Annotated in this window: 19 protein-coding genes; 10 read left to right on the top strand and 9 right to left on the bottom strand. The window is 60.8% G+C overall.

From position 1 onward, the window contains the following. The first annotated feature begins 1 nt into the window (after position 1). The gene (locus D0T21_RS05560; protein ID WP_116989056.1) at positions 2-802 is read left to right on the top strand and encodes an OmpA family protein; all 801 of its coding nucleotides are present in this window, start codon (positions 2-4) and stop codon (positions 800-802) included. 16 nt (positions 803-818) lie between these two features. Continuing rightward, on the top strand, positions 819-1853 hold the full coding sequence (gene tssA / locus D0T21_RS05555; RefSeq protein ID WP_116989055.1) for a type VI secretion system protein TssA: 1035 nt from the start codon (positions 819-821) through the stop codon (positions 1851-1853). A 40-nt stretch (positions 1854-1893) separates the two neighbouring features. Here tssA and tssH read toward each other — a convergent pair whose 3' ends face one another. The 8 genes from tssH to D0T21_RS05515 are packed head-to-tail and all read right to left on the bottom strand — an operon-like array spanning position 1894 to position 11132. Continuing rightward, on the bottom strand, positions 1894-4551 hold the full coding sequence (gene tssH, locus D0T21_RS05550; protein WP_116989054.1) for a type VI secretion system ATPase TssH: 2658 nt from the start codon (positions 4549-4551) through the stop codon (positions 1894-1896). A 16-nt stretch (positions 4552-4567) separates the two neighbouring features. Beyond that, positions 4568-5650, bottom strand: a complete 1083-nt coding sequence (gene tssG / locus D0T21_RS05545) for a type VI secretion system baseplate subunit TssG (protein ID WP_116989053.1) — start codon at positions 5648-5650, stop codon at positions 4568-4570. Next, complete coding sequence (gene tssF, locus D0T21_RS05540) at positions 5614-7458, bottom strand: type VI secretion system baseplate subunit TssF (protein ID WP_116989052.1); 1845 nt, start codon at positions 7456-7458, stop codon at positions 5614-5616. The genes tssG and tssF overlap by 37 nt, the downstream gene beginning before the upstream one ends. Before the next feature lies 1 nt (position 7459). Next, a complete protein-coding gene (tssE, locus tag D0T21_RS05535; RefSeq protein WP_020702961.1) occupies positions 7460-7951 on the bottom strand; it encodes a type VI secretion system baseplate subunit TssE in 492 nt (163 codons plus the stop codon). A 26-nt stretch (positions 7952-7977) separates the two neighbouring features. Beyond that, on the bottom strand, positions 7978-8469 hold the full coding sequence (locus D0T21_RS05530) for a type VI secretion system tube protein Hcp (RefSeq protein WP_008449053.1): 492 nt from the start codon (positions 8467-8469) through the stop codon (positions 7978-7980). Between the two features lie 40 nt (positions 8470-8509). Next, positions 8510-9994, bottom strand: coding sequence for a type VI secretion system contractile sheath large subunit (gene tssC, locus D0T21_RS05525; RefSeq protein ID WP_116989051.1), 1485 nt, complete (start codon positions 9992-9994; stop codon positions 8510-8512). A 2-nt stretch (positions 9995-9996) separates the two neighbouring features. Next, positions 9997-10500 (bottom strand): type VI secretion system contractile sheath small subunit, encoded by a 504-nt coding sequence (gene tssB / locus D0T21_RS05520; RefSeq protein WP_116989050.1) that lies wholly within the window; start codon positions 10498-10500, stop codon positions 9997-9999. Positions 10501-10526: 26 nt separating this feature from the next. Further along, on the bottom strand, positions 10527-11132 hold the full coding sequence (locus D0T21_RS05515; protein ID WP_116989049.1) for a M48 family metallopeptidase: 606 nt from the start codon (positions 11130-11132) through the stop codon (positions 10527-10529). Positions 11133-11398: 266 nt separating this feature from the next. Between D0T21_RS05515 and tssK the strand changes: the two genes are divergently transcribed. From tssK to D0T21_RS05470, 8 genes are all read left to right on the top strand, one after another. Further along, on the top strand, positions 11399-12739 hold the full coding sequence (tssK, locus tag D0T21_RS05510) for a type VI secretion system baseplate subunit TssK (protein ID WP_116989048.1): 1341 nt from the start codon (positions 11399-11401) through the stop codon (positions 12737-12739). A 14-nt stretch (positions 12740-12753) separates the two neighbouring features. Continuing rightward, positions 12754-13518: a type IVB secretion system protein IcmH/DotU gene (gene icmH / locus D0T21_RS05505; RefSeq protein ID WP_116989047.1), complete on the top strand. Its 765-nt coding sequence runs from the start codon at positions 12754-12756 to the stop codon at positions 13516-13518. Further along, positions 13518-16421 (top strand): type VI secretion system Vgr family protein, encoded by a 2904-nt coding sequence (locus D0T21_RS05500; protein ID WP_229211341.1) that lies wholly within the window; start codon positions 13518-13520, stop codon positions 16419-16421. Before icmH ends, D0T21_RS05500 begins: the two co-directional genes overlap by 1 nt. 15 nt (positions 16422-16436) lie before the next feature. Continuing rightward, on the top strand, positions 16437-17969 hold the full coding sequence (locus tag D0T21_RS05495) for a hypothetical protein (RefSeq protein ID WP_116989046.1): 1533 nt from the start codon (positions 16437-16439) through the stop codon (positions 17967-17969). Next, a complete protein-coding gene (locus tag D0T21_RS05490) occupies positions 17966-19042 on the top strand; it encodes an Imm71 family immunity protein (protein WP_229211340.1) in 1077 nt (358 codons plus the stop codon). The genes D0T21_RS05495 and D0T21_RS05490 overlap by 4 nt, the downstream gene beginning before the upstream one ends. Positions 19043-19524: 482 nt before the next feature. Beyond that, positions 19525-20889 (top strand): lysozyme inhibitor LprI family protein, encoded by a 1365-nt coding sequence (locus D0T21_RS05480; RefSeq protein ID WP_147328026.1) that lies wholly within the window; start codon positions 19525-19527, stop codon positions 20887-20889. 37 nt (positions 20890-20926) lie between these two features. Beyond that, the gene (locus D0T21_RS05475) at positions 20927-21463 is read left to right on the top strand and encodes a hypothetical protein (RefSeq protein ID WP_116989042.1); all 537 of its coding nucleotides are present in this window, start codon (positions 20927-20929) and stop codon (positions 21461-21463) included. Continuing rightward, positions 21460-22329 carry a hypothetical protein gene (locus tag D0T21_RS05470; protein WP_147328025.1) on the top strand — a complete coding sequence of 290 codons (870 nt, stop codon included), beginning with the start codon at positions 21460-21462 and terminating at the stop codon, positions 22327-22329. Before D0T21_RS05475 ends, D0T21_RS05470 begins: the two co-directional genes overlap by 4 nt. 16 nt (positions 22330-22345) lie before the next feature. Here the strand turns inward: D0T21_RS05470 and D0T21_RS05465 are convergent, their stop codons facing one another. Then, positions 22346-22843 carry an SgcJ/EcaC family oxidoreductase gene (locus tag D0T21_RS05465; protein ID WP_116989040.1) on the bottom strand — a complete coding sequence of 166 codons (498 nt, stop codon included), beginning with the start codon at positions 22841-22843 and terminating at the stop codon, positions 22346-22348. Positions 22844-22950: the final 107 nt, after the last annotated feature.

Raw genomic sequence — 22950 nt, 5'->3', positions numbered from 1 at the left:
CATGCGCACTAACCAAACCATCGCCAACGCCCTGCTGGCCGCCCTGTGCGCGTTCGGCGCCGCCGGCGCCAGCGCCCAGACCCCGGGCCTGGCGCCCGCCGCGCCGGAACCGGGCCAGGTACTGGCCAGCGGCACCGTGCCGGATGAAGGCAGCAAGGCCGCCGTACTGGCCAAGCTGCGCGAAGTCTACGGCGCCGACAAGGTGGTCGACCAGATCGCCATCGGCCCGGTCGCCATGCCGGCAAACTGGAACGGCTACGTACAAAAGCTGATCACCACGGACCTGAAGCAGATCAGCCGCGGCCAGCTGAAAATCGACGGCAGCAACGTCAGCCTGCGCGGCGAAGTAGCCAACGAGTCGGTGCGCCAGCGCATCGCCAGCACCGTCGCGACCAGCCTCAATCCGACCTACACCGTCAACAACGGCCTGCGCGTATCGGCGGCGGACCAAAGCATCCTGGATACCACGCTGGCCAACCGCACCGTCGAATTCGAAAGCGGCAAGGCGACACTGACGCCGGCCGGCAAAGCCATACTCGATGAGATGCTGGCGGCGCTGCTCAAGCTCAAAGGCCGCAAGGTTGAGATCATCGGCCATACCGACAGCGCAGGCCTGCGCGCCACCAACCTGGGCCTGAGCCAGGCGCGCGCGGAGACCGTTAAAACCTACTTCGCAGGCCACGGCCTGAATGGTGACCTGCTGACCGCCAGCGGCCAGGGTCCCGACCGGCCTATCGCCAGCAACGACAGTGCGGACGGACGCGCGCGCAACCGCCGCATCGAGTTCCGCATGGCCCAATAATCGAACAGAGGACATCATGTTTTCAGCAGAGCAGTTATTAATCCCCATCAGCGACAGCAGCCCATCGGGCGAGGACCTGTCCTTCTCGTCCGACCTGGACGCCATCGGCCAGGCGCGCAAGTACGACGACCCATCGCTCGATCAAGGCGAATGGGTGACGGAGTTGAAGGAAGCGGATTGGGAATTCGTCGTCAAGCGCTGCGCGGCGCTGTTGACGGAAAAGAGCAAGGACCTGCGTCTGGCCGTATGGCTGACCGAAGCCGCCGCCAAGCAGCATCACCTGCGCGGCCTGGCGGAAGGCTATCGCCTGCTGGCGGGCCTGTGCGAACAGTATTGGGACATGGGCTTGTACCCGGAAGCGGACGGCGGCGACAACGACCAGCGCATCGGCAACTTAAGCTGGATTTTGGCACGCACACGCACGCTGATCCGCGAGCTGCCGCTGACGGAAGGCCGCAACACGGCCTACTCCACCATCGACTTCGAGTACGCCCGCAAGCGCGCCACTGGCAGCGACGATCAATCCGGCGCGCCCAAGCTAGCGGACATGGAAGCTGCCAAGCGCTCCAACTCCGTGCAGTTCTGCGCCAAGTTCGTCGCGGATGCGCAGTACTGTATGGACGCCTTGCTGCAACTGGAAAAAGCGGCGGATGCAAAGCTGGGGCAGGACAGCCCCGGCTTCTCGGCCGCGCGCGACGCCGTGCAATCGATGCTGCACGTGATGCCGGCGGCGGCCAAATCCAACGGCGCCGAAGCGCAAGCCGACGACGCCGACGAGCAGCCATCGCATGCCGACAACGGCGCAGCGACGCCACAGCAAAGGGAAGGTTCGTCCGGCCCGATTCGCAATCGCACGCACGCGATCGCGCAGTTACGGGCGGTAGCGAAGTTTTTCCGAGATACCGAGCCACACAGCCCGGTCTCCTACTTCGCCGAGAAAGCAGCCACCGCCGGCGAACAGGACCTGCACACCTGGCTGCGCTCCGTCATCAAGGACGAAGGCTCGCTCTCCCACATCGAAGAGATGTTGGGCGTCCGCCCACCCAACTAAGCTGAGCCCACGTCGTTCCCGCGAAAGCGGGAACGACGCACTATTTGACGGTGTACTTGAACTGGCCCTGTTTGTTGGCGCTGACCTTGATCTTGCTGATCGCAGCGCCTTCGGCCATCTTGGTCAGCACGGATTCGGCCACCTCAGGCAGCAGCGTGCCATTCAGGATATTGTCGACATTGCGGGCGCCGGAATCGACTTCCGTGCAACGCGCCAGCACCGCTTCGACCAATGCCTCGTCGTAGCTGAACTCCGCCTTGTGATTGGCGCTGATACGCTGCTGGATCTTGGCCAGTTTGAGCTTGATGATCTCCACCAGCACGTCGTCGGGAATCGGATAGTACGGAATCACCTTCAGGCGGCCCAGGAAGGCAGGCTTGAACTGCTTCATCAGGTGCGGACGAATCAGCTCTTCCAGTGCCGCTGGATCGGGCAGCTCGTCACCGGTCTTGTTCAGGCAAGCCTGCATCATCGCGGCCGACGCCACGTTCGACGTCAGGATGATGATGGTGTTCTTGAAGTCGATCTCGCGGCCTTCCGCATCGTCCATCACGCCCTTGTCGAACACCTGGAAGAACAGCTCCATCACGTCCGGGTGCGCCTTTTCCACTTCATCCAGCAGCACCACGCTGTACGGATTGCGGCGCACGGCCTCAGTCAATACGCCGCCTTCGCCATAGCCCACATAGCCCGGCGGCGAACCTTTCAGGCCGGAGACGCTGTGCGCCTCCTGGTATTCGCTCATGTTGATGGTGATGAGTTTGCGTTCGCCGCCGTACAGCACATCGGCCAGCGCCAGCGCGGTTTCGGTCTTGCCGATGCCGGATGGGCCGACAAACAAGAACACGCCCTTGGGCTTGTTCGGATCGTCCAGGTTGGCGCGCGAAGTGCGCACGCGCTGCGCCACCGCTTCGATCGCGTGCGGCTGGCCCAGCACGCGCTGTTCCAGCATCGGCTTCAGGTTCAGCACCGTCTTGATCTCGTCCTTGACCATTTTGCCCAGCGGGATGCCAGTCCAGCCGGCGACAATCTCCGCCACCACGTGACCATCCACCTGTACCGGCACCATCGGGGTTTCGCCTTGCAGCGACTTCAGTTCCGTTTGCAGCGCCTGCAAATCCTTGCCCTGGCCTGCACCGCCCTCGCCGCCTCCCTCCAACGCGACGCGCCCGGCCTTGATCTGTTCCGTCAGCGCCTTCTCCTTCTCCCAGCGTGCGGACAACTCTGCATGCTGCGCGGCGGCGGCCACGCGGCCCGCTCCCAACTCCGCCAGGCGGGCGACGTGCGCGCTACCGCCGGTGTTTTGCTCGCGTTGCAGCGATACCGATTCAGCAGCGATGCGTTCCAGCTTGCGCGCCAGGTTCTCGATCAACGCCGGCGTGGCGTTCTGGCCCAACGCGACTTTGGCGCAAGCGGTATCGAGCACGCTGATCGCCTTGTCCGGCAGCTGGCGGCCCATGATGTAGCGATGCGACAGGCGCACCGCCTCGGTGATCGCCTCGTCGTACACGCGCACGCCGAAGTGTTTTTCCATCAGCGGCGCCATGCCACGCAACATGGCGCAAGCCAGTTCCTCGCTCGGCTCTTCGACCTTGACGACCTGGAAGCGGCGCGCCAGCGCGGCATCCTTTTCAAAATACTTCTTGTATTCGCCCCAGGTGGTGGCAGCGATGGTGCGCAGTTCGCCCCGCGCCAGCGCTGGCTTCAGCAAGTTGGCCGCGTCGTTCTGGCCAGCCTGGCCGCCGGCGCCGATCATCGTATGCGCTTCATCGATGAACAGTATGATCGCGTGCGGGCTTTTCTTCACTTCGTCGATGACGTTCTTCAGGCGGTTTTCGAACTCGCCCTTGACGCTGGCGCCGGCTTGCAGCAGGCCCATATCCAGCGTGTGGATCTCCACGCCTTTCAGCACGTCGGGCACGTCGTTCAGCGCGATGCGCAGCGCCAGCCCCTCCACCACGGCGGTCTTGCCGACGCCGGCCTCGCCGGTCAGGATCGGATTGTTCTGGCGGCGGCGCATCAGGATGTCGATGGCCTGGCGGATTTCCATGTCGCGGCCGATCACCGGGTCGACCTTGCCGTCGCGCGCGCGCTGCGTCAAGTTGGTGGTGAACTGGTCGAGCGCCGGCGTCTTGGTCGCCGCCTTGGCCGACAGGTCACCTACCGGATCGCCGTCCAACTCTTCGTGCTCACCGCCCCGTGATGCGGCCACCGCTTCATCCGAGCCGGCGGTCAGCTTGTCCAGGTTATGCTTGATCTGGTCCACTTCGAATTTGGCGAACAGCTTGGAGCCGCGATACGCCAGCTGCGCCAACTCAGGCTCCGTCAGCAACGCTTGCAACAGATGGCCGCTACGGATCTTGGCCTGCTGGCCCGCTTGCAGGTCCAGCGACGCGATCAGCCACGCATGTTCAAACAGCTTGGGCAAACGCTCCGAGAACACCGGCGTGCGGGAATTACCCGTCTTCAGGCGCGCGATCTCGGCCTGCAAATCGGCCTCCAACATGCTGACGCTGATGCCGCTCTGCCGCGCGATGACGACGAAATCGCTCTTGGGCTGCTCCAGCAGCGCCAGGAACAGGTGTTCGATGTCCACCTCGTACTGCCCCAGCGAGACACACAGGCTGGCAGCGCGGGTGGCTGCCGTGCGGCTGGTGTCGTTCAGTTTTCCGATCAGTGTTTTCAGGTTGATGCTCATGATGGTTCCTTATTATTTATACTGTATGAATCTCATAGCGCACATCGGCGCGGTCTTGCGTCTGGACGTCGGTGACAAGGAAACTGTCCCACCCCAGTCGTCCGCCGACGCGTTCATCTTCCAGCCGCGCGCCCTGCACATCGGCCGCGCGCAGCACCAGCTGCACCTCGTACTCCAGCGAGAGGCCGGTAAACATGGTCAACATGCTTTCCAGCGACTTCGCCGCTTTACCGCCGGGCAGGAAGGATTCGTAGCCTTCCAGGTCCAGCGGGCCTATCACCAACCGTAGTCGCAGATCGCGCTGCCACACGCGCGAGCCAGCCATTGCGCCCGCGCCCAGCATGGCGTTGCCCAGGCCAAGCATCGTCTGCTGCTCTTGCGGCACGTCGTACCAGCAGCCGATGAACTGTTCGGCCTTGATCTTCTGGTTAAAATACTCCGACAGCACTTTCGCAATCTGCACCGCCGACGCGGGACGCTGGCGCATGGCGGTGGCGAAGTAGCCAATCGATTCATCGAGCACGCCGTCGCCGTCATCGGACAAACGTTTGCGCAACGACTCGTTGCCCATGCCGGCCAGCGACAGCAGCAGCGGCAGGAAGGTGTCCTTGCCATCGATCTGGTACTTCAGCTCCAGTCGGTACTTGCGCCAGGCCTCGTAGAACAAGGCCAGCGCGCGGTTGGAGAAGGTATCCAGGAAGGCGCGCGGGCCGTCGTCCTTTTCGTACAGCGCGTGCGCCGCGATGCGTTCCGTGTAATGCGCAGGCAGCGTGCCGCTGCTGCCAAGGAAGCCCATGAAGGCCGGCGTGATGCGGATGTACTTCAGCTGCGTCGATTGCAGCGCCTCCGCCAGCGCGCGGGCGTCGGTCGGCACTTCACGGGGCTCCGGCTGCATCGCTTCCAGCTGGCTGGCCGGGAAGTTCAACGAGGTCGAATTCTGGAAGCGCAGGTAGTTGGCGACCGCGCCCTCACCCGGTGCGCCATGGCGCTTGAGCCACAGCTCCAGCATGCGCACAGCCTGGAAATACTCGAACCGGTACGGCTGCGCGAACAGCCGCTCGATTACAGCAGGCTCAAATCGCCGCTTCGTGGCGTGCATCGCAACAGCTCCTCTCCAGTTTTATTCGATACGATCACCAGTTGGGTGAAGCTGTTGGCATGCACGTACAGGCCGAGGAAGCGCTCGATGATGTGGGCGAAAGCGTGGATGCCGCTACCAACGAAGGCTTCCTCGTCGATGGTCAGGCGCACCTCGATGCCGCGCACCAGGCAGGCGAACGGATTCCCCGGCAGCCAGGTGTTGGCCGCCTTGTGCGAGACCGCCAGGATGCCGCCGATCTGTCGCTGCGACGATGGTGAGCGCGGCAGGTCGTACAGCGTCAGCATCTCGCGGAAGGCATCGAGGCCGCCCTCGGTCAGCGACAGATGGTTCAGCGACAGGTGCGAAATCAGGCGCCAGTGCGCGCCGCGGCCACGCTCGAAGCGATGCGAGGACGTCGGCTTGCGCAGGAAGCTGATAGCGCGCACGCTGGAACCGCCTTCCAGGAACAGATCGCCGCCGCGCTGGCCGTAGCTCAGCGAGGCCGGTAAATCGCGATTGGTGCAGCTCAGTTCCAGGCTCAGGGTGTCGGTTTCCACCTCGGCCGGATCGAAATCGATGTCGACGATGGAAATCTGCGTTTCGTAGCCAGGGCTTTTCTCGGCGATGATGTCGTCGCGCCGCATGACCCAGTAGTGGCCATTCTTTTCCGGCGTCTGGCCGTGGCGCAGCGAGTAGAACGGGCGGAACTCCAGCACCGATTCGCCCTGCGGCGTTTGCCGCACCAGCTTCACGGAATCGATGGACTGCACCTCGTACGCGAACGCGCGGCGGGCGTCGGCCAGCACCGGATAGCTGGCGGTGGTATGCGTCAGGCGTATCGGCTCGCCGCGCTGGCGGAACAGGTTGACCACCGGCGTGCAGCCCAGCAGCACGTTGTTGATGTTCAGCGTGCCGAGCATGCGCGCGGTGTTCGAATCGGTACGCATGCCCGACAAGGCCAGGTGCAGCGTGACCGACTTGCAGCCAACCGGCAGCAAGCCGGCCAGCGCGTGCAGGTCGATGTCGAAGAAGTTGAACTTCTCCGGGAAACAGAAATATTCGGTCAGCAGGCGATAGGCCGCGTGCGAGCGGGCCGAAAAATCGATCAGCGATTCTTCCTCGTCGAAGCCTGCCGGAGTCACCGGGATTTTATGCAGCGGGATCCAGCGGCCGTTGCCGTCCGCTTCCGCATAGGCGCACACGCCGCGCATGAACAGCGCGTCGCGCAGCGCGGCGCAGAAGGACGGCTCGCCGTCGATGAACACGCGCAGCTTGGACAGCCCAAGCTGCGGCACCGCGACCTGGGCCGAGGTGCTGGAAATAGTCAGGCTGATGCTGGAGGTGGCATTGGACGGCGTGCGCGTCGCTTCCGGCGCATCGATGATGGCGGCGAAGGCCGCATGCGTCAGCGCCAGCGGCGCGACCGTCACCGGATACGCGGTGCGGAAAGTGCACACGGCGCCGCGCACCGGGCGCGTGGTCAGCTGCGTGCCACGCGGGATTTCGCTGGCGGTGGTCAGCTGCGCCGCGGCGCCGCTGAAGTCCATGCGCGCGATCGAGCACGATGGGAACGGCCGCAGGTAATGCGGATACAGCACCTCGAACAGTGCTTCGGTAAATTCCGGGTAGTCGTCGTCGAGCCGTTTGGCGATGCGCGAATTGAGCAGCGCGAACGATTCGATCATGCGTTCGATGTGCGGGTCTTCGCACACCTCGCCGCCGATCAACAGCCGGCCGGCGATTTTTGGGTAGCGTTCAGAGAATTCGCGCGAATAGCGGCGCAGGAATCCCAGCTCCCTTTCGTAATACGGTAATAATTGGTCCAACTCAGGCTCCCGATTGCGCCACGCGGCGCGCCTTGCTTATGGTGTAGTGCAGGCTGGACGGCTGCAACACAGCATCAAAATTGACCGGTTCATGGGCCGAACTCACCACCAGCAACGCCGTGATGGCGAAGTTGAGGCGGTTGATGGAGTCAGCGCGCAGTTCGAGCGAAGCCTGCACATTGCGCAGGCGCGGCTCGTGGCGCGCGATGGCTTTTTCAAGACATCGGCAAATAAAAGCGCGATCGTCGGTGCTCGACAGCGACAAGCCGGCAAAGTCATTCAAGCCGTATGTCACGATCGAGCGTCCGCATTCGGGATACCGCTTCAGCAGCTCTTCCGGGATCACGGTGCGCGTATTGAGGAGCGCTTCCAGATCGCGCGCGACCGAGTCCTTCAAGTCCTCGATCGACAAGCGCGATACCGTGCCGCTGGAGGCGCCGTTGACTGGCATATCCATCAGCCGGTCAAACAGTCCCGGCGTAAAACCCTTCATCGGTATCCCATCAAACAGTCAGTCGATTACGCGGTCTTGTTAGCCGACAGATCCCAGCCACCCGAGGTGTTACCGCCCGAACCGCCGCCAACTTTCTGTTGGGTGTACTTCCACTTCACTTTCGAATACTTGATCGCCACGTCTTCAGTCAGGATGTTGCCCTGCTTGACGGTTGGTGCAACGCTGCTGATCAGGACATTTTCCAGTTCGATTTCGAAGTACTTGATACGCTCGCCATTGCCGTCGGCGCGCAGGAATTCCAGCTTCGCTTTAGGAATGGTTTTACCCGACGAGCAGGTTTGCAGCAGCAGAGGAGTAGCCAGGTCGGCCAGCTTCGAGACCACGATGTCTTTGTGCTCGGTGCGCTCGGCGGTGTGGCCGCCACCGGTCGATGCGGTAGCCGACTTAGGCTGCAGCACTTCCCATTGAACGGTCGATACCTCGATCCAGTCCTTGTGGGTAGCATCGGCGGATTCGCCTTTGATACCATCGATTTGCAGATAGACGTCGATTGCCATTGTTATTCCTTTCGGTTGTTAAAGTAAGTACTACGGTTGCTTAGTTCTTGGTCGATGCAGGGAGCTCCGCGACCAAACGGAGTGAAACGGACAGCTCGTCGAGCTGGAAGTGCGGACGCAGGAACGACACGGCGCGGTACACGCCCGGACGGCCCGGCACTTCGGATACTTGTACCGACGCTTCGCGCAGCGGGAACTGGGCTTTCTGTTCCTGGCTGGCGTTATCGTCCAGCAGCACGTACTGGGTCAGCCAGCGGTTCAGGAAGTCTTCCACGTTCGAGGCGGCGGCGAAGCTGCCGATTTTGTCGCGCATCATCGCCTTCATGTAGTGGGCGATGCGCGAGACGGCGAAGATGTATTGCAGCTGCGCCGACAGCACGGCGTTGGCGTTGGCGGCCTCGCTGTTGTACTTGCGGGCTTTCTGCGCCGATTGCGCGCCGAAGAAGGCGGCGTAGTCGGTATTCTTGCAGTGGACCAGCGAGATGAAACCGAGGTCGCTCAGTTCTTTTTCGCGGCGGTCGGTGATGGCGATTTCGGTCGGGCACTTGAGCGCCACTTCGCCTTCGTCGGTCTTGAAGGTGTGGGTCGGCAGGTCTTCCACCAGGCCGCCGCCTTCAACGCCGCGGATCGCCGCGCACCAGCCGTAGTCCTCGAAGGCCGCGGTCAGCTTGGTGCCGAACGCATAGGCGGCGTTACACCACAGGTATTTCTGGTGATCGGTGCCGTCGACATCTTCGACGAAGTTGAAGCCTTCGGTGGTGGCGCCATCGGCCGGATTGAACGGCAGGCGGCCCAGGAAGCGCGGCAGCGTCAGGCCGACGTAGCGCGAGTCTTCCGATTCGCGGAACGACTTCCACTTCGCGTATTCGACGGTGTCGAACACCTTGGACAGGTCGCGCGGCTTACCCAGGTCGCTGTAGCTCTCCAGGCCAAACAGTTCCGGCGACGCGGCCGAAATGAACGGCGCGTGCGCGGCGGCGGCCACGTGCGACATCTGTTCGATGAAGTACATGTCTTCCGGCTGGCGGGTGATCTCGTAATCGCCCAGCAGCGCGCCGAACGGCGCACCGCCGAAGGTGCCGAACTCTTCTTCGTAGACCTTCTTGAACATCGTGCTCTGGTCGAACTCCAGCGCGGACTGGAAGTCCTTGACCAATTCTTTCTTGGTCGCGTTGAGCATCTTGATCTTCAGGTTCTGGCCGGTGGCGGTGTTGCGCACCAGGTAGTTCAAGCCGGTCCAGCTGCTTTCCAGCTTCTGGAATTCCGGCGCGTGCATCACGGCCGACAGTTGCGCCGAAATCATGCGGTCCAGTTCCGCGACGCGGGCGTCGATGGTGGCGGCCAGATTATCGGAAACCACCACGGTGCCGTCCATGACCTGGTTCACCAGTTCGGAGATCAAATCCTTGGCGCGCGCGTGTTCGGCGCTGGACTTGGCGACCTTGCTTTGCTCGACGATCTGGTCGAGCAAAGCCATTTCAGTGGCGGCGGCGGGCGCGCCGCCTGGAGTCAGTTGAGCGGACATGATCAGGCTTTCGTGGTTTGCTGGCCCAGTTCGGCCAATTTCTCGGTGCTGTTCAAGACGTCGTTGAGGATGTCTTCCAGCTTGTCGTTACCGGCCAGCTTGTTGCGCAGGTCGGCCAGCTTGGTGCGCGCTTCGAGCAGCTTGCGCAGCGGTTCCACCTGCTGCACCACGGCTTCGGGACGGAAGTCGTCCATCGACTTGAATTTCAGGTCGACCGCGAACTGGCCGGCTTCGTCGCTCAGCTCATTCGATACGCGATAGGCGGCGCGCGGTTCGACGGCTTTCAGCACCTCGTCGAAGTTATCGCGGTCGATGCCGACGAAGCTGCGGTCCTTCAGGCGCTTTTGCTCGACTTCCGAATTGCCGCCGAAATCACCGACCACGCCCATCACGAAAGGCAGTTCCTTGTTTTCGATGGCGTCGCCGATTTCAACGTCATAGGTCATCTGGACCCGTGGCGGACGAATTTTTTGTAGTTTCTTCTGGACGCTGGTATTTTTTGACATGGGATTCCCCTATCGTTGGGTTAAATTTACTTCAGGGCGCCGAACGGATTGGCGCTTGAATCATCATCGGCCTTGGCCTTGCCTTTTTTGCCTTTGGCGGCGGTGCTGCTGTTGTTGCGAACCGGATTGGCGGCTTGCGCAGGCTGCGGCGGCACCAGCACGGTCTCGCCCAGGCTTTCGCGCAGCAGCTTGGCCAGGTCTTGCGACTCGGTGCGCAGCGATCCGGACAAATTGTTCTGGCGGCTCAGGTCCGACAGCGCGCGCGTCGACAAACGCAAACCGCTGATGGCGATGATGCTGTTGGCCAGGCGGTCGTTCGGATCGCGCACCAGCACTTCCTGTGCGCTGGTGATGGCTTCGCCGTATTGACCGGCTTCATAACGGGTCTGGGCGATATTGGTCCACGGCGTCTTGTCGGCCGGGTAGGCTACGGCCGCCTCTTTCCATAAGGTAACTGCTTGCTCTTTTTGTCCCGAGCCGCTGGCTTGGCTGGCTTTGGCCAACATATCTTCCATGCTCGGCAGGGCGGGTTTCTGGACGACCGGGGCGGTCATACAAGCGCTGAGCGATGCGGCGCAGACAGCGGCGCCAATGAAACGACCGATGCGGCCGAGGGAAATAACGGTATTCATGCTGTCCTCAAACTAAATATCAAAAAAGAATGCTTAATCACTAATTTCTCCAACAGGCGCCACGTTATCAGAAATTTATTATTGACCGCGTTCAATTGAATTTTTGGTTGCGAAGGGGAACTTTTTAGTTCCGCAGAGGTCCGCGCTGCCTATTTTTTAAGCTGCGCACGATAGAAACCAAGCGGGCGCGGTAATTGGACAAGAAATGTTATTGTTCTGCTACTTAACAAATGGCATCAATGCGCCACACTCTCAAGGACGCACGCATGAGCAGCAAAATTCTATGGGGCGAAGGCTTATTCCTGCGCCCACAGCACTTCCAGCAACAGGACCAGTATCACGAGCAGCGCTTGCATCAGAGCATGCTGGCCTTGCACCCCTACGCCTGGGGCGTGAACCAGTTGCAGATCGATCGCGACGCCCTGGCCAACAACAGCTTGCGCGTGCTGGAGTTGTCGCTGCGCTTCCAGGACGGTGAGCTGTACAGCGCTCCCGGCGAAGACGAACTGCCGGATGCCGTGGACCTGAGCCAGATGCTGCAATCGCAGCAGAGCGTGACCTTCTACGCCGCCCTGCCCTCGTTCAAGCCCTTCGGCGGCAATTTCGGCGACGCCGCCAATGGCGGCAACGCGGTGCGCTTCCTGCAATCGAACCGCGACACGCCGGACCTGTACACGCAAGCCGCATCGGCGCAACTGAGCTACCTGAAAAAAACCGTGCGCCTGGTGTCGGAGTTCGAGCCGCGCGATTCGTACACGCACTTCCCGCTGTTGCGCCTGCGCCGCGCGGCCACCGGCGGCTTCGAACTGGATGCCGCGTTTGTCGCGCCCAGCCTGTCGATCCGCAGCTCGCCGCTGCTGTTCCTGCAGCTGCGCCGCCTGATCGACGCGCTGCAGGCGAAGGTCAGCGCGCTGTATGGCCACCACCGCGAACCAAGCAAACATGTGATCGAATTCCGCTCCGGCGACATGTCTTCTTTCTGGCTACTGCATACGGCCAGTTCGGCGTTTGCCTCGCTGTCGCACTACTTCCATCATCCAACGCTGCATCCGGAACGGCTGTACGAACAGCTGCTGTCGCTGGCCGGCGCGCTCATGACCTTCTCGAAAAGCTGGACCCTGGCCGACCTGCCGCCTTACCAGCACACCGATCCCGGTCCAGGCTTCGCCCAGCTGCACCAGATCATCCGCGAGCTGCTCGACACCGTGATCTCGTCGAAGTACTTCGCCATCGCGCTCAAGGAAGTCAAGCCTTCGTACCACCACGGCATGCTGGATTCGCAGAAGATCGACGACAAGACCACCTTCTACATCGCCGTCTCGGCCGACCTGCCGGCCAGCGAACTGGTGGACATCGTGCCGCTGCGCTTCAAGATCGGCGCGCCGGACGACGTCGAAAAATTCGTGTTGTCGGCCATGCCGGGCGTGCGCCTGACGCATGCGCCGCAGGTGCCGGCCGCCGTGCCGGTACGTCCGGACGCCTGCTACTTCGCGCTCGAGGCCAAGGGCCAGATGTACGAGCGCATGCTGCAAGCCCAATCGATTTCCATTTACGTCCCCGGCGGCATGCACGACCTGAAGCTGGACCTGGTGGCCGTTACTTCCTGAACTGAGGATCAAACATGAACGCAGTTACCGCACCTTCCCTGATGGGCGCCGGCGCCCCGCCTAGCGCCGCCAGCGCTCCGCAAACCCTGCTCGACCTGATGTACGACGGCTTCTACGCGCTGTTCATGCTCAAGAACGGCAACGGCCCTGCGGACGACGGCGAATTCGCCCGCAAGATGACGGCCTTCCTGGACGACTTCGGCCGCGGCGCGAAAAAGCACAACGCCTCGCCGGACGATATCGACAACGCCAAATACGCCTTCTGCGCGGCGGTCGACGAGATCATCCTGCGCTCCAGCTTCACCATCCGCGACGCGTGGGAACGCCGCCCGCTGCAACTGGTGCTGTTCGGCGACCAGCTGGCCGGTGAGAACTTCTACAACCGCCTGGAGAACCTGCGCGCACGCGGCAGCGCGCACATGCAGGCGCTGGAAGTGTTCCATATGTGTTTGCTGCTGGGCTTCCAGGGCAAGTACATCCTCGAAGGTTCGGAAAAGCTGAACTACCTGACCTCGCGCCTGGGCGACGAAATCGCCCACATGAAGGGCAAGCGCGGCGGCTTCGCGCCGCACGCCGAACGCCCGGACCAGATCAAGCACAAGCTGCGCAGCGACCTGCCGGTGTGGGTGCTGTGCTCCGTGTTTGGCTTGATCTGCGTGCTCGGCTACATCGGCCTGCGCACTTCGCTGGACCACAATGCCGCCAACCGCATGAACGCGTATAACGACGTGGTCAAAATGGCCCCGCGCGCCGCCAACCTGACGATCACCCTGCCCTGATGGATCTGCTGTCACAAATTCCCTCGGCGCTCGGCCTGTTCGGCACGGGCCTGAGCCAACACGCGCGCCTGCTCACGCTGGCCAGCGCCCAGGATTCGGGACTGCCTGAATCGCTGATGGCCGAACATTTCAGCGGCCGCGAAGGCGTCAACGAACTGTATGCGTTCGAAGTGGACGCGTTGAGCGTTTCGACCGACCTGGATCTGACCATCTTTATCGGCGAAGAGCTGACCGTCACGCTGCTGCAGCCGGATGGAAGCAAACGCGCGTGGCACGGCATCTGCACCGAAGCCGCGTGGCTGGGCGCGGACGGCGGCGTGGCGCGCTATCGCTTGCAGCTGGAGCCGGCGCTGTCGCTGCTGCGGCTGCGCCGCGACAGCTATATTTTCCAGGACAAGAACGCCCAGGACATCGTCACCGAACTGCTGGCCGACTATCCGCAGCTGCGCTTTGAGTTCGACGTCACGCAAACGCTGGAGCCGCGCGCGATCTGCACGCAGTACCGCGAAAGCGACCTCGAATTCTTCAAGCGCTTGCTGGCCTCCGAAGGCCTGAGCTGGCGCTTCGAGCACGACCAGGCAGACGATGAGAGCAAGGACGGCCAGGCCAAGCACAAGCTGGTGATCTTCGACAGCAAGGCGCGCGCACCGGATACGCCGGGCGACGCCGAAATCCGCTTCCACGGCGTGCGCGCCACCGACACCGACGACGCCATCGACCACTTCTCCGCGCGGCGCCAGGTGCAGGCCAACGCCATCAGCATCAGCAGCTGGGACCCGGCGCAGTTGCTGGCGCCGTCGGCCGAGCAGGCGTCCAGCCTCGATGCGGGCGAACTGCCGGTGCTGGCCGTGTACGACGGCAGCGGAGAGCGCATTGCCAGCGGCGCCGACAACGGCGTCGCCACCGATCCGCACAGCCAGTTGATGCTGCAAGCGCTGGAACTGGAGAACAAGGTCTTCGAAGGCAAAGGCGCGGTACGCCGCCTGGCTGCGGGCCACGGCTTCCAACTCACGCAACATGAACGCTATGCCGACGGCGACAACCGCTTCATGGTGCTGTGGGTGCGCCACGAAGCGCGCAACAACATCCAGTCGCAGATCAAGACGGCCGCCTCGCTGATCGGCGGCGGCATCGAGAACGGCACCTACCGCAACAGCTTCGGCTGCGTGCGCGACAGCGTGGCCGTGGTGCCGCGCGCCACCGCTGCGCCACACGCCAGCACGGCGCTGGGTCCGCAGACGGCGGTAGTCGTCGGCCTGGCCAGCGCGATCGCCACGACGGACCGCAATCACCAGATCAAAATCCAATTCAGCTGGCAGCGCGGCCAAGGCGCCAACGCCGGCGGCATGGGCCACAACACCGACAGCAAGGGCAACGCGCCCGGCGACGAAAGCTCCGGCACCTGGGTGCGCGTGGCGGAGGCGCTGGCCGGCCCGAACTGGGGCTCGCAATTCACGCCGCGCATCGGCACCGAGGTGCTGGTCGACTTCATCGAAGGCGATATGGACCGGCCGATGGTGGTGGCGCAGTTGTACACTGGCTCCGACTTGCCGCCGTTTTCGGCGGGAGTGGATTCGGGCGCCAATCATGCGGGCACGCTGTCCGGCATCCACAGCCACAACTTCGACGGCGGCGGCTACAACCAATGGCAGCTGGACGACACGCCTGGACAGGTGCGCACGAGGCTTGCGACCAGCAGTGCCGCGACGCAGCTGAACCTGGGCTATTTGATTCAGCAGGATCCCTCCTCCGCCCAGCGCGGCCCGTATCGCGGCAGCGGCTTTGAACTGCGCACCGACGCCTGGGCCACGGTGCGCGGCGCCGAGGGCGTGCTGCTGACCACCAGCGCGCGCGCCGCGCAAGGCAGCGGCGTCACGTCGACGCAGATGGATGCGGACGAGGCGCTCGGTTCGTTGAAATCGTCGAAGGAACTGGCGGATAAACTGAGCGAAGCGGCCACCCAGCAGCAGGCCTTGTCCAGCAAGCCGGCGGTGGAAGCGCACAAGGATTTCATCACGCAGCTCGATCCCAAAGACAAAGGAAAGCATGCCGGCGCGGTCAACGGCCAGCAGGCCGCCAAGGCCAAGGACGGCGCGCGCGATCTCGACGCGGCCAGGCCGGTGGAAAAATTCGGCGCCCCACTGGTGCTGATGGACGCCCCGTCCAGCATCAACTGGGCCACGCCGGCATCTACCGTGCTGTTCGCGGGCCAGCAGCTGCACTGGGTGTCGCAGGGCGACCTGCACATGACGGCCGGGTACACGGTATCGTCGGTGGCGGCCAACGCGGTGAGCTACTTCTCGCACACCGGCGGCATCCAGGCCATCGCCGGCAACGGACCGGTGTCGCTGCAAGCGCACACCGACCAGCTGGAGATTTTGGCCGACAAGTCGATCACCGTCATCTCGGTCAACGACAGCATCGAGATCAAGGCCAGCCAGAAAATCGTGCTGCAAGCCGGCCAGTCCTCGATCACGCTGGAAGGCGGCGACATCACGTTCGCCTGCCCTGGCAACTTCACTGTCAAGGGTGGGAAGCATGTGTTTGAAGGCGGCGCCAGCGCACCGGCTGCACTGCCGATGTTACCGGAAGGCGCGCTACCGCCAGATACATTGTATTTGGACCATCGCTACCACGACGATCAACCGTTAGCCGGTGCCGATTACTTTGTCAAACTGGCCGACGGCTCCGAACGCACCGGCAAGCTCGATACACAAGGCCGCGCAGTAATTACTAACATCAAGACGGGGATGGCCCAGGTTAGTTTTGGTCCGATGCCAGGTGCGTTCCAGCGAGTGGACAAAACGCCGATGCCCAATTACGATGCAGCCCCTTCCGGAGCGAAGATCGACAGCCTGATCGACAAATATTTAAAATCAGACGATGCCGGCAACGCCGCCTGATAAGGAGCAAGCATAATGAGCGACACGCAGAATCCTCCAGCCGGCTGGACAGTAAGTTATTTCAAATCTGTCTGTGCCGATGTTGGGAGTTGGACTTGGGGAACGGTACAAGGGGCTTTCAACGAAAAGGCAAGCATCACCCAAATTATTGTGGACGCGGTCATCGGCATGATCCCGCTGGTCGGCGATGCGACAGCCGTGCGCGATCTGATCGCAGTTGTCTTCGGCCTGGCCGATGATGAGGAAAAACGCAACTCAACATGGCACTGGGTATTGCTCGTTGTGCTGCTGTTTGCACTGATACCAGTGTTCGGCGGCGTCGTTAAAGGCGTGGGACGCATCATCGTAAAGGTTGCAGAGGAAGCAGCCCATATGGCAGCGGCAGCCAGAATGGCGCACATGGTCGAAGGCGCCAAGGAAATCATTGAGTTCCTTAACCGGATCGGCGTTAAAAACGCCGAGAAGTGGTTGCTCGCGCTGCGCATCAGCGACCACATGGCTCCTTTGGTCGAAAAGTTCACGCACCTGATGGGGACGCTAGACGGTATCCTGCTTAAAACCCGTAGCATGATTGCCGGCATTTCCCCCAGTCTGGCCAACCGCATCCAGCAGCTGCGCGGCGGCCTTGTCAGGGTACGGGACAAGGGTAAGGAAATGATACCGATCGCGGTGAAAGAATTTGATCAGAAATTGCGTGAGATTCAGGCTTACATTCGTTCGGGTGGCGAGACGACTAGTCGCCTGGCGCTGCATGAGGTGGCCACCGGCCAAAAGGTGGCGACACGCGCAGAAGAGCGGAGGCTAGTTGAAGACGGTGTGCTGCCCGCACGGAGCTCACGGGGCGGATTTAACCAGAATCCAGCTTCCAGTTTGGCCCCTGCTAAGGTCTCGAAATATTACAAACCGGAACCCGGATATCCCAACCTGTTACGTGCCGACCGTGAAACCGGGCAGTACAACAGCGTGGCAGCCTTTTCCGGAAAAATGATAAATCGCGAGTTAAAAGACGGCGAACAAATTTTCCGATTCTTCGGCCCCCCGCGAACAACCCATGGCGTGGACGTAGGCGAGGCGTGGGCGGGTGGTGCATGGTGGGGCGTGGGCCCTCCACCCAAGAGTGCCAAGGAATGGCGAGAGATGGCGGCAGTGCTCGACAGTTTCAACGGCGATGGCTTTTACGTATCAGCTCGGGTCGTGGGGAACAAAGGACCGAAAGCGGTCGTCGGTACGGTCTCGGAACAGTTTGGTACACAGATTCCAGGCCAGTATCTTCCCGGTGGCGCAACTCAGGCGTTCTTTTTGCTAGAGGATGGGTTCCAAGAAATTTTGAAGCGAGTCGGTCACGATTTCGCCAATGGCGTCAAACAAAGCAAGATCATCGATAGCAACGCAGGACTTGAATTTACTTTTCATAGCACCAGTTGGACCGACACGAACGGTATTTGGGGCTACATTCACGCCCCAGGTACCACGACCACGCAAACCGCGCGTGTCGGCAGCCGAGAACAAGCAACTAAACATAACGAACAGGTAGTCGTCCACCCATGAACCAATCCATACCCGACAGTGCTGCCATGTTGCCGTCCGATTTTGAACGGCAGCAGATTTTTTACTGGCTGCGGAGAGTCAGTTCGGTTACGGCATGGCGCCGCCTTTTTGAATTCTATAGAGCCTGGGCAACGGCCACAGAAAATAGCCTACGCGAAGCCGACGAGCACGGCTGGGGGCAGGAGACCTCGCTTCCTCAGTCAGAATATGCTCTCATTTTAAAGTGCTTGGCGCATTGTGAAGAAGGTGTCAGTCGACTGGAAAAGGGCGATAAACGGGTATTTAAATTTGATGCAAATGGTGAATTTGCAATGGCTCGACGCATGCTTTCTCATTGGACGCAGATGCTTGAACGTATTGAGTTAGGTGAGAATGGCATCAAAGAAAATACCCCGCTCTGGGCCGAATTTTGCGAGGCACTAATCTCGTTAGGCCAAGCGTGGGGAGAGTGCGCCATGCATATTCTTGAGCCTCGTTATCTTGGCGAACCAGGTCTCACGTTGTACGGCGCCTGGCTTCAGGCGGAGTTGAAAACAATGCCTTTTCCACAGAAACTAATGCAGGTCCCCGATCCGATTGATAACACCTTCGTGCGTACGAACGATTACACACCGTGCTCCGGGATTTGGGAACCGGTGGACGTCCCCAAACCCTCGCTCTTGAGTTTGATTACTCGCGCTCCTAAACCTCAACCGCCCTTCAAGCTTGTCGGTGCCATGAACTACTTGCACGGTGGGTCGAAAGCACCAAGGATCATGGTGGAGACGGCGTCCGACAATATTGATCTGGACACCACATGGCGTTTGCTGTGGCGAGACGACCGCTATACCGACGGTACGGTTCCAGAAGAAGAGGCGCACTATCGGTTCAACAAACCGGACGCAGTTCTCCCCCCTGCCCCATTGATCTGGGTACCGAAAGAAACCATTTGGGCAGAGAGCGGCGCCGTCACACAAGTCGCAGGAAAATGGTTAGTCGAGACTGACCTAAGTGCCAGTGTCACGCTGCAAAAAGGTGAGAAGCTGCCGCTGCATCAAGGCCTAGAAGTGCGTTGGGTGTTGGCTGACAATTGACGTCGGACGGAATCCCTGCATCTTTGCCGCACCCCGATGAACTGCCCCAGTCCGGAAAATTCCGTCATGCTGCCATCCGATTTGGATTTAACGCCTGCATCAAAGCATGCTGGCGTTGCATCCCTATAGTAGGCAAAACCACCCAGAATGGCCTGCTTTGCACCAACCTCAGCGCGCTAAAAGGACAGGGGAAAGAGGATGAAATGTGCGAAGGAGGCGTATTGCCGCTGATAATTATTCCAGCACGAATTAAGCCTTGAAGGAAAAACGGACTATGCAACCATGAAAACCCTCTTATTCAATTTCATGTCGCTTGTCTTATTTGTGGCAAGTTCCACGTGCTTCGCGATGCCCGACGTAAAGAATTATGACAATGTCGAGCTAAACGAGATTCCTGAGATAGTGCCAATTACAAAAGAACAGCAGGAATACATCCGCCATTTATTAAAGTCCATGTTAGATGTCATCGAAAAAAGAGAGTCTTGGAAGAAAATGATGCAGTATTTGGAAACGGTAGTTATTTTTGGCCTAAGGATCCGCAGAAACCGATCAGAGCTAGTCTCTCATACGAAGTAGAAAATTTTAAGTTTCGCTCTATCTCGATCGGTTTTGGCCGCAATGACTCGTCCTCCCCTTGGAACGTTGGAGGATTGTCTATTCATCCCAGAAATTTTCCAATGGGTTTCTTTGATATGAAATTTTCAAAAAACTTATTTGACGGCTTTGTTCTCGAAAAGGCTAGCACGGAGCATCGACAAACCAGACCATTGGCCGTCGTAAACGTCTTCTCATACAAAACAAAAGGGAGCGGACCAGCGATAAAATTGCGGTTTGAAGCGAGTCCAACCGTTTCCGACATTAAAGACGGGTATCCGCGAAGCTTCCATCAATTTTCGATATTTCTAGACCAAGGCTTATCGCAATCAACGCCCCCAGAAAAACTGAATAAACTATTTATACCGTTGCCGGCAGGGCGATTACTGAAACCGATGATGGTCGCCTGGCTCCTGTGTACCAGCCAGGCATTTGCCGGCGACTGCAAAGAGAACTGCATACTGACAAATCGCTCGCAAGACCAGTCCTGCGCCTTGGACAAGACGCCGCTGACCCGATGTGGAAATTTTTCCAGTTATATGGCGGAAGACAGCAAGCTCAATGCGCAATATAGGAGCCTCGTCAAAAAACTAAACAGCGCAGATGCGGCGGCGCTCAGGACCACCCAGCGCGCATGGTTGCAATGGCGTCTGGATAAATGCGACGAGGCGGACGAGGCGTCCGGGTGCGACAATGGAGTTTGCGCCGGCGTGGCTCATGACGCGTGCATCATCGCCGTGACCAGAGATCGAACCTTGGACTTCGTACAGTTCAGTAACGACCCAGCCAACGCGGCGCGAACGAACTTTTCGTTCTCCCACAAGGACAACGCGCGGACATCAAGCCAGGCCGGCAGCGCAGATCAATTCGAGCTGTTGCTCGCGGCTTTTGCCGCCCTGGATAAGGAGTTGCTGCCCGCATCGGACGCCAGCATGGCAGTCGAACTGAACGTCTCTCCACCAGCGGAGACAGGATTGCCGGCCGGCGTGTCGCCATCGGCGATTCAAGACCTGCGCTTGCGCACGGAATACATGGCGGCATTGGACGCGAACCAGAAACGGGCAAAGATCGCCAGCCAACAACGTCAGCTACGCGACAGCGAGAATACATCGGAGAATGCGCTGGCGATTTTGGCCGCCAAAGCGACTCCGCAGCAATTGAAAAACATGGGCCAAAGCCTCCAGCGCTCGCAGCTTACCGCGCAGCGCAAGGCGCGCTTGACTGCCCTGCTCGCCAAGGCGGCACGCCCTTGACATCACCAACCTACCTGACGCAACCACCTCAACAACAATGAAAACCATCCTCGCCTATTGCACGCTGGCTCTCGCGCTCGCGTTGCCCCCATCCGCCCAAGCCGACGTCGCCTCCAGCCAGCAAGGTTTGCACCAGTGGCCGGCCTTGAAAGGCAAACTGGTCATGGTGGCCGGCACGGTCAGCGACGTGTTGCGCTACAAGCGCAGCATGACCTTCTATTTTGAAGCCAAGCCCGGTGGCGACTGGATCCATGTCCCCATCGTCAAGTCGCGAGATGACCAGCAAGACACCTGGTTCAACGTCTCCCACGGCGAAACAACCATGGTCGACGGCTTCGTGGCCGCCCGTGGAGGCGACGTCTACCTGATCGAAGCAGCCGTCAGCGAATCGCCTGCCGGCATCAAGGCCAGCTGGTACAAACTGACCACCGACGACCCCGCCTACCCCGACGGCCCGTTCTACCTGTTCAAGCCGGTCGGCCAAAAATTCTACGCCGACGGCAAGGATTTGACGGTCGAGTGGGTGTTGAAGAAAGAGGCCGCCGTCAAACCAGAAAATCGGACCAAACGATGAAACGATTGATACTGGCAGCAGCATTGCAGACAGCCCTTGGCGCGCACACGGCCATCGCGCCCCCGACGGAAGCAAAGGCGGCCGCCTGGCTGGACAAGGCGGAAACGATCGAAACCGTTTACTCGGAAAACATCACGCCCGACAGTGTGCTGGCGCTAATGCTGATCAGCACCCCGTCCACAATTCCCCGCTCCACCGCCCACTGTGGCGCCGGCCTGGAAGACCATGCGGTGCTGATGCTCAACAAGAACGGCAAGCAGAACTACGTGGATTCCTTCCTGCTGCAAAGCTGCCTCACCTCCCTCGTGCTGGACACCGAATTCCCCTACGACCTGAAGAAGTCGATCAAGTTCGAAGGCCCCGCGCGCGGCATCAGCTTCAAGTGGCTGAACGGGCCGGACGAGAAACGTCACCTGCTCAGCGTCAGCAACCAGCACTTTTTGCTGCAGACGCTGCCCGACAAGGACGACAAGCCAACCTCCTGCACGGCGAACAACAAGGCCGCGCTACGCAAGCAACTGCTCAAGTCGCCCGCGCCGGCCGAGGCATGGACCCTGACCGAGCTGCTGCTATGCGGAGCCAAAACATCCGGCAACGTCGCCTACCTGCGCGCCCACGTAGCGAAGAAAATCACCGCCAAGGTCTACGACACCGGCGGCGAAGAGCAAGTCTCGACCGTCACCGTTGACGCCTCCTTGCTCGAATCCCTGCTCGGCGCCGGCGAGGCCAGGGACGCCGAACTGACCCTGTCCGACAACGAAATCGCCCTCCAGTACTGGCCCAACGAAGCCTGCATCAACGGTCGCACGCTGCGCTACGGCAAAGGACAGTGGCGCGTCGTCGCCACCGGCGACGCCTGCGACTGAGACGCCACCGCGCCGCTTACTGGGTGACAGCCTCAGGCATCGCCGACGAATGGTGGTTCAGGATCTTCCACGCGCCATCCACCTTCTTGTACACATAGGTGTAGCGCGCATGCACCTGCTGCGGCTTGCCATCCTTGGTCAGCTTGAAGGTGTAGACGCCGGTATCGAGTGCCGCGTCCGCGCCGAGCAGGCGGATCTGGCGATAATTGATAGTGCCGGCCGGCTTCATCTTCAGGAACTTGACGAAGTAATCCTTGATCCCCGCCGGCGTCGACCGCACCTCGTTCGACACGGTCGGCTCCAGCACGCCGTCCGGAGCGTACAGGCGCGTCACCTGCTCGGCATCGCCGGTGGCCAGCGCAGCGTTCCAGCGGTCGAACAGGCCGGCGATCTCCGCTTCGCGGGCATCGGCCGGCGCGGCCGCCACTTCCAGGTAGACCTTCGGCGGAAGCGTCGCGTCGGCATGCGCCAGGCTGCTGGCCGCCAGGGCCAGGGTGACGAGAATTCGTTTCATAATCAGCTCCAGTGGTTGAGTCGGCGAGCGCGGTATTGGCCGCCGATGCAAGCAGTATCGCGTGCACCTCGGCACAAAAAATCTGCCGCTCGGGGGTATTCGCATAT

Origin of the sequence: Duganella sp. BJB476 (assembly GCF_003416895.1) — a bacterium.
GTDB lineage: Bacteria > Pseudomonadota > Gammaproteobacteria > Burkholderiales > Burkholderiaceae_D > Rugamonas.
The sequence above is the reverse complement of the archived record's forward strand: the minus strand, read 5'-3'. Positions and strand labels throughout refer to the sequence as shown.